12 protein-coding genes are annotated in these 12,165 nt (G+C 46.7%); 1 reads left to right on the plus strand and 11 read right to left on the minus strand.

From position 1 onward, the window contains the following. Positions 1-10: 10 nt before the first annotated feature. Positions 11-1,099 carry a PIN/TRAM domain-containing protein gene (locus C7R93_RS24815; RefSeq protein WP_106841300.1) on the minus strand — a complete coding sequence of 363 codons (1,089 nt, stop codon included), beginning with the start codon at positions 1,097-1,099 and terminating at the stop codon, positions 11-13. Positions 1,100-1,386: 287 nt separating this feature from the next. Here C7R93_RS24815 and C7R93_RS24820 point away from each other — a divergent pair, with 287 nt between their 5' ends. Then, positions 1,387-1,782, plus strand: a complete 396-nt coding sequence (locus C7R93_RS24820; protein WP_047074748.1) for a nucleoside triphosphate pyrophosphohydrolase family protein — start codon at positions 1,387-1,389, stop codon at positions 1,780-1,782. 95 nt (positions 1,783-1,877) lie between these two features. Here the strand turns inward: C7R93_RS24820 and pssA are convergent, their stop codons facing one another. From pssA to C7R93_RS30470, 10 genes are all read right to left on the minus strand, one after another. Further along, positions 1,878-2,606 carry a CDP-diacylglycerol--serine O-phosphatidyltransferase gene (pssA, locus tag C7R93_RS24825; protein ID WP_106841301.1) on the minus strand — a complete coding sequence of 243 codons (729 nt, stop codon included), beginning with the start codon at positions 2,604-2,606 and terminating at the stop codon, positions 1,878-1,880. Positions 2,607-2,719: 113 nt separating this feature from the next. Further along, positions 2,720-3,796 (minus strand): DNA integrity scanning diadenylate cyclase DisA, encoded by a 1,077-nt coding sequence (gene disA, locus C7R93_RS24830; RefSeq protein ID WP_106841311.1) that lies wholly within the window; start codon positions 3,794-3,796, stop codon positions 2,720-2,722. Positions 3,797-3,804: 8 nt separating this feature from the next. Beyond that, positions 3,805-5,172 carry a DNA repair protein RadA gene (gene radA / locus C7R93_RS24835; protein WP_106841302.1) on the minus strand — a complete coding sequence of 456 codons (1,368 nt, stop codon included), beginning with the start codon at positions 5,170-5,172 and terminating at the stop codon, positions 3,805-3,807. A gap of 105 nt (positions 5,173-5,277) precedes the next feature. Continuing rightward, entirely contained in the window at positions 5,278-7,728 is a 2,451-nt protein-coding gene (locus tag C7R93_RS24840) for an ATP-dependent Clp protease ATP-binding subunit (protein WP_106841303.1), read from the minus strand. A gap of 66 nt (positions 7,729-7,794) precedes the next feature. Beyond that, a complete protein-coding gene (gene mcsB / locus C7R93_RS24845; protein ID WP_106841304.1) occupies positions 7,795-8,868 on the minus strand; it encodes a protein-arginine kinase McsB in 1,074 nt (357 codons plus the stop codon). A gap of 20 nt (positions 8,869-8,888) precedes the next feature. Next, positions 8,889-9,407, minus strand: coding sequence for a protein-arginine kinase activator protein McsA (mcsA, locus tag C7R93_RS24850; RefSeq protein WP_106841305.1), 519 nt, complete (start codon positions 9,405-9,407; stop codon positions 8,889-8,891). A gap of 16 nt (positions 9,408-9,423) precedes the next feature. Then, a complete protein-coding gene (locus C7R93_RS24855; RefSeq protein WP_106841306.1) occupies positions 9,424-9,888 on the minus strand; it encodes a CtsR family transcriptional regulator in 465 nt (154 codons plus the stop codon). Positions 9,889-10,083: 195 nt separating this feature from the next. Beyond that, complete coding sequence (locus tag C7R93_RS24860; protein WP_106841307.1) at positions 10,084-10,761, minus strand: HAD hydrolase-like protein; 678 nt, start codon at positions 10,759-10,761, stop codon at positions 10,084-10,086. Positions 10,762-10,790: 29 nt separating this feature from the next. Continuing rightward, positions 10,791-11,912, minus strand: a complete 1,122-nt coding sequence (locus tag C7R93_RS24865; protein ID WP_106841308.1) for an MGDG synthase family glycosyltransferase — start codon at positions 11,910-11,912, stop codon at positions 10,791-10,793. Positions 11,913-11,966: 54 nt separating this feature from the next. Then, a partial coding sequence (locus C7R93_RS30470) for a hypothetical protein (RefSeq protein ID WP_208637849.1) occupies positions 11,967-12,165 on the minus strand: 199 nt, incomplete at its 5' end.

Genomic DNA, 12,165 nt, shown 5'->3' on the forward strand with positions numbered 1-12,165 from the left:
CCTGTCTTTTCTATAACGCTCGTTCCAGCAACTTTGGTTTGGCGAAGATCATTCGTCCTGCTGAAGTTTGCAGCACGCTCGTTACGAGAACGTCGACGTCGTTTCCGATGTATTCTCGTCCACCCTCTACGACAATCATCGTGCCATCGTCCAGATAAGCGACACCCTGACCGTGCTCTTTCCCATCCTTGATGACTTGAACGTTCATTTCTTCTCCAGGTAAAACAACGGGCTTGACTGCATTCGCCAAATCATTGATGTTCAAAACCCCAACACCTTGCAGCTCACATACCTTGTTCAGGTTGAAGTCGTTAGTTACGACCTTTCCGTTAATGAGCTTGGCAAGCTTGATCAGCTTGCTGTCCACCTCGGATACTTCTTCAAAATCGCCTTCCCAAATCTGAACCTTTACCTTCATTTCTTTTTGAATCTTGTTCAAGATATCCAGACCGCGACGACCACGGTTTCTCTTCAGTACATCGGAGGAATCAGCGATATGCTGCAGCTCCTCTAACACAAATCCCGGAATGACCAGTACACCTTCCAGAAAGCCGGTACGGCAAATGTCTGCGATGCGTCCGTCGATGATGACACTGGTATCGAGAATTTTATTTTCCAAGTTAACGGCCGTTGTTGCGCTATCCTTTTTCTTATCCTTACGTCCAATCGAAAATACCGACATAATCTCGTCCCGCTTGCGAAACCCTACCTGGAAGCCCAAATAACCAAGCAACCCGGAAACAATTAACGGCAGAAGATCTCCTACATATGGAATCGGAATTTTACTGATGGGCAGGAATAATAAGAATGCAATAATAAGACCACTAATCAACCCCATCGCTCCGAACATCACATCGACAACCGGCATTTTAACGAGTGTCTCTTCGCCCCATCGAACGATGCGCAGAACATAATCCACAACCCAATTCGCTAAAAAGAAAAACAAGATGGCACCCAGTACAGCCCCAATATATTGCGATCCGGCTACTACACCAAAGTTTAACAGTGGATCAAGCAACGAGAACAGTTCGTCACCAAATCGATACCCCAATCCGCCACCAATCAAAACAAAAATGAATTTTCCTACTCGGCGTAACATGCCTTCACCTCCTTTTACTAATATAGACAGAAGCATAAGAGTAAAACCCTATTTTTTTCCAAATCATTACAATGCTTCATTTTACTTTCCCTCACTATAGCAAAAAAGATTTTGCCATGTCAAATAGCCAAAAATTTTAACATAGTTGTCATTTTCTCGTCAACCCGGGAACACTCGTTTCCTTCGATGGTAAATTGACAGGGAGCTGACTCCCTTCTTATAATGTCAGTATCGCAATGAGAGAAAATTATGACGATACCAACAGCCTAAAGCAGAGGTGAACCAGGATGGACAATCGAAACATAGACGACTTTCAAACGCAAGTATCCGAGCTTTTGATCAGACATCGTAGCGTACTGGACGTCATGTCCAAAGTTCAGGAAACGGCATCCCGCATTAACCGTTCACTGACAAAAGCCATCACCGAATGCGGCTGTGTCGAAGTGGTTGCCAAGAAACAGACATACGATTCCAACAAGAATCTGGAGGACAACAAGTCCCAATTGGACACCCACTTTAACGGCCCACTGTGTGAGCATTGTCGCGACGTAGTTACTGCTGAGCTTGGCAAAAACCTTTTTTACCTGACTGCCTTGTGCAATATTACTGACATTAAGCTAGAAGATGTGCTTCAGAAAGAATCCAACCGACTGAATACTTTGGGTGTCTTCAATCTGTCTTAAAAGTCCGCTACTCGTATTACGAATGAACCCTATAAAAAGTTGCATACAAAAAAGAAAAACCCGCACATTGAAGTGTGGGTTTTTTTATGCGGTAACTATTCAAACGGAACGGATTCTTCTTCTTTGTTTTTACGCTTACGTAATTTTTTGACGAGAAAGTCAACGTTTTTTTTTATTCCGTACAGAGCGTAAAAAGCGAGTGGAAGGAATACAATTTTTGGAAATTGCTGCGGATACTTAATCGCTACAACGACCACAATCGCGATGATAATCGGTGTGATCCAGTAAGCGGATTTAGGAATCCCCACTTTTTTAAAGTTAGGATACTTAACCTTTGATACCATCAAAAAGGCAAGCAGCAACATACTTACGGCAAGCAATACCGGAGTGAACACTTGGTGATAGAGTGCGAGTGTAGCCAGTACGCCTCCCGCTGCCGTAATCGGCAAACCAATAAAATACCCCGGAACCCCGGCCTGTACGTTAAAACGCGCCAAACGCAGCGCACCACAGATCGGAAAAATGGCTGTAATGAGAATCCCAAGCAAATCAAAGTGTTGCAAGACGACAACATACATGATGAACGCTGGCGCAATCCCAAATGTAATAACGTCAGAAAGGGAATCCAATTCCTTCCCGAATTCGCTTTGGGCATTCAGCATACGAGCTACACGTCCATCCAGCCCGTCTGCCAGCATACCAATGATCACTGTGATCGCTGCATAATCGACGTATTGATCGCCTCGAAACGCAAGAATAATTGCTAAAACTCCCAGAAACAAGTTGCTTACGGTTAGTATGTTCGGTAACGATTTCACGAACATAGACTACCTCCTGATTTCTTTTGCGTAAGGAGCAGGTTATCCTGTCGACCTTGTTTTTATCCAAGTCCCTAGGCAAATGTTGAATACAAATAATGCCTTTATCCTATTCTACTTTAAATGTGTCTGTCAATGAACACTTGTTCTTGAATCCGTTTCAGCCCCTCTTTAATCGCTCGCGCGCGAACCTCGCCAATGCCTTCCACTTCGTCTAATTCCTGAATCGTTGCCATCATGATTCGCGGCAAATGATGAAAATGCTCTACCAGATTCGAGATGATCGTGACAGGCAGACGCCGAATCTTGTACAGGATCCGATAACCTCTAGGTGAAACAGATTCATCCATCATACTGGCATTAGAGGAATACCCCAGCGTTCGCAAAAAATAAGGGAGCTCGAGCATTTCCTCCGAGTTCAATTTTTTCATGTCCCGGAGCACGAGATCAGGTGAATAGGATGGATCTCGGGAGTAGTCCCGAATTAGCATATGGGCCTCTTCCTCAATGTTTGAAACCAGTTCCTCCAACTGCATACTGACGAGCCTTCCTTCTACGCCTAGCTCACAGATGTACTTGGAGACCTCTGTCTTAATACGTAACACCATCTCAATCCGTTGCAAAACCGAGGCAACTTCGTGTAAAGTAACGAGCTCCTCGAATTCTAACGCACCGAGATTCGTCAAAGTTTGCTCCAGCACGGCCTTGTATTTCTCAAGGGTAGATACAGCCTGATTCGCCTTGGCCAAAATGACGCTGATTTCGCTTAAGACATACCGAAAATTCCCCTGGTACAGCGTGATCACATTGCGGCGCTGAGAGATCGCAATGACCAGATGATTCGTTTGCATGGCCGTCCGTTGCGCTGTACGATGCCGTGTCCCCGTCTCGCTCGTAGGGATTGAGGAGGGTGGGAAGATTTGCGTATTCGCGTACAGGATACGTTTTGCGTCTTCACTTACTATAATCGCCCCATCCATCTTCGCTAATTCATACAAATGGGCAGGAGAAAACTCACAATTGATGGAAAAACCGCCATCGACAATCGACTTCATCTCCGGACCGCACCCAATGACGATCAAGCCCCCGGTTTTGGCCCGTAAAACATTTTCCAACCCTTCACGAAGCTGTGTGCCGGGTGCCACGAGACGAAGCACATCACCGAATTGCGGAGTTCTTTTGATGTTCCCCTGCATGCCCACTCCTACCTCCTTATCACCTCGTTCAACGCATCGGAAATATTGCTCACACCAATTACTTGAATATCTGCTGGCGCATCCAGACCACGGATGTTTTTCTCCGGTATGATGACACGCTTAAAGCCTAGCTTATGTGCTTCTCGTACTCGTTGCTCAATACGGGAGACACCGCGCACCTCACCAGTCAAACCAATTTCTCCGATAACGACATCATGCGGATTGGTAGCATGATCACGGAAACTGCTTGCAATGCTTACAGCAATGGCCAAATCAACCGCTGGCTCATCTAATCTGACCCCACCTGCTACGTTTACATAAGCATCCTGATTTTGCAGCATCATGCCCATGCGCTTTTCCAGCACTGCCATGATCATCGCCACACGCTGATGATCGACCCCTGTTGCTGTTCTCCGTGGGGTTACAAAGCTGGTCGGGGCAACGAGAGCTTGCAGCTCAACCAAAACAGGCCGTGTACCCTCCATACTGGCTACGACTGTCGAACCCGCAACACCAAATGGACGCTCTGCCAAAAATATCTCAGATGGATTCGCGACTTCCTCCAAACCGCGATCCTTCATCTCGAAAATACCGATTTCGTTTGTCGAACCAAAACGGTTTTTGACGGCGCGCAAAATTCGAAACGTATTGTGTCGCTCCCCTTCAAAATAGAGAACAGCATCTACCATGTGCTCAAGCATGCGCGGACCAGCGATCGAGCCTTCCTTGGTTACGTGACCAACGATGAAGGTACCAATTCCTTTCCCTTTTGCAATCCGCATCAATTGGGCTGTAGCCTCCCGCACTTGTGCGACACTACCCGCAGCCGATTGGATCGTCGGGTGAAACACTGTCTGGATCGAGTCAATAATGAGTACATCCGGGTCTACTTGATTAATATGCTGTTCGATCAAATCCAAATCATTTTCTGCCAATACAAACATCGGCGGCGTTTGCAAATGAAGTCGATCCGCGCGAATTTTGATTTGTTTTGCCGACTCCTCTCCAGATACATAGAGAACCTTCGCCCCTTGATGAGCCAAGGCAAAAGATGTCTGCAAAAGCAATGTCGATTTTCCGATTCCGGGGTCTCCCCCAACCAAAATGAGTGAACCCGGAACAAGTCCTCCACCGAGAACACGATTCAATTCTCCAATCGTCGTGTCCATGCGTGGCTCTTCTTCACTGGCTACCTGAGTCAATGGAATCGCGGATTGGCGCTGCCCGCCGCTCAGCCCCTCGTGGCGATGTGCATTTTTTACCGTCACTTCCTCTACCAAGGTGTTCCAGCTGCCGCATCCCGGGCATTTTCCCATCCATTTTGGCGATTCATAGCCACATTCTTGACACGCGTATTTCGTTTTATACTTTGACATAATCGCACCCTCACTTGGATTTCTTTCTCTACTTTTATCATAATTACGCACCCAAAAAAAGAATACCTCCCGAATCAGGAGGCATTCTATTACGTTTCAACCAGCTTACGATTTCGTTTTTTCAAGGCGCTTGACAACCAGCTTGCCTTCTTCGGCCTCGATATTGACCGTATCGCCTTTACTGATCGTGCCCTTGAGCAACTCCTCGGACAAATTATCCTCGATGTGGCGCTGGATAGCACGACGCAGAGGGCGCGCCCCATAGGCAGGATCAAAGCCTTCTTTTGCCAAAACTTTCTTGGCTTCTTCGGTCAATTGGAAATCAATGTCTTGCTCTTTCAAACGTTTACGCAGCTCGTCTGTCATGAGAGATACGATTTGTTCGATATGCTCTTGCTCCAAAGAGTGGAACACGATGACTTCGTCGATACGGTTCAAGAACTCAGGACGGAAGCTCTTTTTCAGCTCATCCATGACTTTGTCCTTCATATCCTGATACTTTCTTTCCGAATCGTTAGTCGTGAAGCCGAGCGTCGTATTTTTCTTGATCATGCTGGCTCCGACGTTGGAAGTCATGATGACAACCGTATTGCGGAAATCAACCGTACGTCCCTTGGAGTCTGTCAAACGACCATCATCCAATACTTGTAGCAAGATGTTGAATACGTCTGGGTGGGCTTTCTCAATTTCGTCCAGCAAAATGACAGAATAAGGCTTGCGACGCACTTTTTCGGTCAGCTGACCGCCTTCGTCAAAGCCTACGTAGCCAGGAGGAGCCCCTACCAGACGAGCCGTGGAATGCTTCTCCATATACTCGGACATATCTACACGAATCATTGCATCCTCGTCGCCGAAAAGCGTCTCTGCCACGGCACGAGCCAATTCGGTTTTACCCACACCAGTAGGTCCCAGGAAGATAAACGAGCCAATCGGGCGTTTTGGGTCTTTAAGACCAGCACGGGCACGGCGGATCGCACGCGAGATGGATTTGACTGCTTCATCCTGACCAATGACACGATCGTGCAAAATCTCTTCCATCTTCAGCAAGCGCTCTGTTTCCTCTTCCTTCAGCTTCAACACTGGAATACCCGTCCAACTCGCCACTACTTGCGCGATGTCTTCTGGCGTAACCTCCATGTTCAGCTGGCCTTGGCGCTCTTTCCAGTCTTTTTTCGTTTTATCCAGTTCTTCGCGCAGTTTTTGCTCCTGATCGCGAAGTGCTGCTGCTTCCTCGAATTCTTGGGATTGTACGGCAGCGTCTTTTTCCTTGCGTACCTCTTCCAGACGTCCCTCCAGCTCTTTGAGGTTTGGCGGAACTGTAAAGGATTGCAAGCGGACCTTGGATGCCGCCTCGTCTACCAAGTCAATGGCCTTGTCAGGCAGGAAGCGTTCCGTAATATAGCGATCAGACAGTTTTACTGCCTGCTCGATTGCTTCGTCGGTAATTTTGACACGATGGTGGGCTTCGTAACGATCACGAAGGCCATGCAGGATACGAATAGCATCCTCAGCTGTCGGTTCATCAACCTGAATCGGTTGGAAACGACGCTCCAGTGCCGCGTCTTTCTCGATGTACTTGCGATATTCATCCAGCGTAGTGGCACCTACGCACTGTAGCTCGCCACGTGCCAGAGCAGGCTTCAAAATGTTGGAGGCATCAATTGCGCCTTCTGCTCCACCTGCACCAATTAAGGTGTGTAGCTCATCGATAAACAGGATGATGTTTCCTGCTTGGCGAATTTCGTCCATGATTTTTTTCAGACGATCTTCGAACTCACCGCGATACTTTGTTCCCGCAACCACGGTTCCCATATCGAGCGTCATGACGCGCTTATCACGAAGGGTCTCTGGAATTTCGTTGTTCACGATTTTTTGAGCAAGACCTTCTGCAATAGCTGTTTTCCCTACACCAGGCTCCCCAATCAAAACGGGGTTGTTCTTGGTGCGTCTGCTAAGTACTTGGATCACACGTTCGATTTCTTTTTGGCGACCGATGACCGGGTCCAGCCCGCCATCACGGGCGATTGCAGTCAGATCCCGAGCCAAACCGTCCAGTGTCGGCGTATTCGCCGCTGGATTCCCTCCAGACGGTTGATGAGATGCCATCATTTCCGAGCTGCCAAGAAGCTGGAGCACCTGCTGACGTGCCTTGTTCAGGCTAACCCCCAGATTGTTCATGATTCTCGCAGCAATGCCCTCTCCTTCACGGATCAAGCCAAGTAAAATATGTTCAGTCCCCACATAGGTATGACCCAGCTTGCGGGCTTCGTCCATCGACAGTTCAATGACTTTTTTGGCGCGAGGTGTATAGTTTGGTGTGTAATTACTACCGGACTGCTCTGTTCCTCGCCCGATTAACGACTCCACTTCACTCTGGATTTTATCGAGGCCAAGCCCAAGCGATTGCAGTGCCTTCGCCGCAATCCCTTCGCCTTCTCGAATAAGTCCCAGCAGCACATGCTCTGTCCCAATATCTTTGTGTCCGAGACGAACCGCCTCTTCCAGGGCAAGCGCCAGTACTTTTTGTGCTCGTTCTGTAAAACGTCCAAACATCATATCGTACACCTCCGTATAACCGTGTTTTTTCTCTATATGGTTAACAATTGCGTGATACCATTACGATTACTCTTGTGATTCGACTACGCGCAGACGTTCTCGGATCAGCCTTGCCCTTCTTTCATCTCGTTGGTCCGGTGTGAGCTTTTGTCCAGCGTGGTGTTGTAAAAAACCTGGCTGTGTCGTAACCAACAGCTCGTTTAAGACCAGCGGAGATACATTTGGAATGATCCCTAGATCAATCCCCAGACGTACATCGGACAGGCGTTGAGCTGCTTCCTTGGACTCTACCGTACGGGCGTACATCAGGATGCCAAATGACCGAAAAATACGATCTTCCAAAGAAACCCGGGTATGCTCCAGCAAGTAAGTACGTGCCACACGCTCTTGCTCAATAATCTGTCTGGCTACACCGTAGAGATTGGAAAGGATATCCGACTCAGACATCCCCAGTGTGACCTGGTTGGATAACTGAAAAAGATTCCCTAGAGCTTCGCTGCCCTCCCCATAAATTCCTCTAACGACTAGACCAACTTGATTAATTGCCTGTAAAATTCTGCTGATCTGCTGCGTCATCACCAGAGCGGGCAAGTGCAACATCACAGATGCACGAATTCCCGTCCCCACATTGGTTGGGCAGCTTGTAAGATAACCTCTTGTTTCGTCGAACGCATAATTCAAGTTTTTCTCAAATATGTCGTCTATCTTCGTACCTATTTCCCATGCCTCGTTCAAACGAAACCCGGGTAATAGTACCTGTATTCGAATATGGTCTTCTTCATTAACCATAATGCTGACGGACTCATCTTCACGAAGCAATACGGCACCTTTTCGAGATTCCTCTGCCAGATGAGGGCTAATCAGATGCTTTTCTACGAGAACGCGTTTTTCTAACGGGTTAATTTGGTCCATATGGATGACCTGAAGCTGATGCTTTTTGCGCATGGCCTCCGAATCGCTTACTTCCGTTACCTTTCTGACGACTTCCTCGCCCTGCGAGTCCGTTGCCAATAACGGAAAAGGGTGCTGGCGCAGGTTACGGGCGATACGCAGCCGTGTACTAATGACAATGTCGGAATCAGGACCTTCTCCTTTCATCCAATTGCTCCACGGGTTTTGCATAAACTGCTTCTGGGACATAACCAGCTAAACCTCCCTTGCTACGATTGGGCCATTTTTTGTTCCAATGCTCGAATTCGATCACGCATTTCTGCTGCCTTCTCGAACTCTTCACTGGCGACATGACTTTGCAGCGCTTGCTTTAGTTGCTCCAGCTCTTTGCGGATCTTCAGTTTGCCACCGGTCCGCTCTGGTACTTTTCCACTATGTTGTGTGTTTCCATGAATCCGGCGGAAAAGTGGGTCCAGTCGATCACCCAAAAAAGTGTAGCAATCACTACAGCCAAATCGACCGCTTTTACTGAATTGAGCATATGTGAGTCCACATGTTTCGCATTGAAGCGTCTTATTCGATGCCGTTTCGCGTCCATTCTTTTGCATGGGATCAAATTTTAAAAGTCCTGAAAGGAGATTGTTGATGCTGAAGTTGTGAAAGCCGGTAAAGACGTCCCCTTTTTCATGAGCACATTGCTCGCAAATATGGTATTCGGTTTTTTCGCCATTGACGATTTTCGTCAAATGAAGTGTCGCCGGTCGTTTTCCGCATTCCTCACAGTTCATTACATCATACCTCCTTTTACTTCAACAGGATTGCTGCGATCATCTGCTTTAAAATATTTGCCCGCAAACGATCCCGCAATTCAGCTTCTAGCGTCAATACGTTTCGAGAGGTCGCGATTTTCATCAAGGTGGCTTCCCTGATGTTGACTAATCCTTCCTCAAATAGTCTTTCTACGATCGCATTTCCCACACTCTGAGTGATGCTCTCACCAATTAGTTCTTCTGTTAGCAATTCCTGCAAGCGTGCTTTGCTGACAATCTGCACCTTGCGTATGCGAATATACCCGCCGCCCCCGCGCTTACTCTCTACAATGTATCCTTTTTGAACGGTAAAGCGCGTATTGATGACGTAATTGATCTGAGACGGCACACATTGAAAATGGTCGGCAAGCTCACTACGCTGAATCTCGATCGATCCATTGGGACTGTTTGTAATGATGCTTTTTAAGTGATGTTCAATGATGTCCGAGATGTTACGCAAGTCATCGCCTCCTATTCCTCTGTGTTGTTTTCTGTGTTCACCTATTGACTTTGACTATCTTTGACGTTAATTATAATGGGTTTAGTGCGTGCCCGCAAGTGTCCCTTACACATTCTAGTGTGGGCAAAAGAGGGTCGCTTGAAACTTGGACATGATCAACAAAAAAACCACTCCCTGAGGAATGGTTTATGTTTGTTATTGTGTATTGGTGTCGATTGCTGGCAAATGATTCAGTAGCTGAGAGAAGCTGGTGATGATGACATCTGCATCATCAAGCTCGCCTGGTTTGGCAAAACCAAAGTCGCATCCAATGGTAAATAAGCCGTTTGTCTTGCCTGCTTCCACGTCGGAGTGACGATCTCCTACCATGATGGCCTGCCCGATTTTGTAATCAGACAACAATTTTGCAACCAAGTCATTTTTGGAATGCGTACGGAAACGGCCAGCCGAGTACAGGTCGGTCATCAGCGGCTTTAACTCGTATTCCTGGCAAATGGCGTCAATGTACTCTTCCTGCCCATTGCTTGCTACAAACAAAGCAAATCCTTTTTCACGCAGCTTTTCCAAGGTTGATTTTACATCCGGATATAGCTCAGTCACTCTTTCTTTGAGTAACTGGATTTCATTGTCTAGCAAGAAGGCGTCTGCTGATCGAATTGCTTCCTCACTCGCGCCTGGCAACAATTTGTCCCAAATCTGCTCGATCGTCATTCCCAGTACATTGATCAGTTCACGTTCGTCAGGGGTTTCCCCTTGCCATAGCCCTTTTTCACGAAGCTGGTCAAACGTTCGAATAAATGCGGGGGTCGACAGCTTTTCTGTTTGCAGTAACGTGCCATCCATATCAAATAATATGGCGAATGGTACAGTCATGGGTTCCTCCATTTTGTCTGGCTAGGCAGCTATTCTACTTCTCCTGGCAACATATTCATATCATCCATGATAAACTCGGTAATTCGTTGTGCAGCATCTGGCTTCGAGATTTTCTGTCCCATTCTACGCATATAATCCACCTTTGACGGGCTATGCAATAGTTCATCGATAAAGTAAATCAACTGCTCCGACAGATTCGCATGTACGGCACATCCATTATTGAGCAAAAAGTGGCTATTCCTCTCTTCCTGTCCAGGCAGAGGGTTGTAAATAATCATGGGTACCCGTTTACTCATTACTTCAGCTGATGTGAGTCCGCCTGATTTGGTGACAATTAAATCAGCCGTTTCCAAGTATTCGTGGAAGTTATTGATGAATTTTAGAGGTACGACTTCATGGCGATACGTACGATTTAAAACTTTTTTGTACAGCTTGTCGTTTGTCCCTGTTAACACAAAGGTTTTCAGAGGAATGTTAATCTCTTCTAGCCCATCTAATACCTTTTCCATCGAGCCGAGACCCAATCCGCCTCCTGACAGAATAATGCTCTTTTGTCCAGGAGCGAGGCCAAGCTTTTGCCGAATCAAATCGGGTTCCAATGGCAAGCTGAATTTTTTCATAATGGGAATGCCCATCGGAATGAATTTTTGATGGTCCTGTCGATAAACGTCTAACAAATAATACAGTTGTTCATGACCGATGAAGTAATAATTGATATGGTGATTAATCCATGAGGGATGGATTGTATAGTCGGTAATGATCGTATAGATTGGTTCCTTCCAATCATTTCTCCCTTTCAGTACGGAGAGCATACAGCTTGCAAACGGATGCGTAGCAATAAAGGCATCCGGTTGTACACTGTTGATCAGCTTTTTTAGTTTGTTTGCCAATAACTTATTCATGAGCACATTCATATCGAAGAAACGGGTTTTTTCTGTATTATGATAAATTCTGCCCCACATCTTGGGTGACAGTCTTAGCAGATTCATATAGCTTTCCAGCAGAATCTTGTGGAAGGTGGGGCTAATATATTCCAACGTATCGATGATCATTGATGTGCAACCATTCTCGGCCAAGCTTTCTTGCATGGCCCGCGCTGCCTGGTTGTGCCCGTTACCGATGGAAGCGGAAAAGATTAGAATTTTTTTCATGAACGATTCTCCTTCATAACCTCGCCTACTCCAACGCCTGGATCAGGTACCTTCTCATGTTAGTCTACCCCAAGACCCGTCTGCAAGAGGGAACTTGTCGGTCATTCGGACTAACTTATCGACAAAATCTTTGCGAGTTTGACTTTTTACTATAAAAACGAAAAACCTCCTTACCCATTCTGGGGTAAAGAGGTTGGTTTCATTCCCTGAAAACTGAATACGCATGATTGCTAAGTGTGTGGATAAGTCCTCG

The organism is Brevibacillus fortis (assembly GCF_003013395.1).
GTDB classification, from domain to species: Bacteria; Bacillota; Bacilli; order Brevibacillales; family Brevibacillaceae; genus Brevibacillus; species Brevibacillus fortis.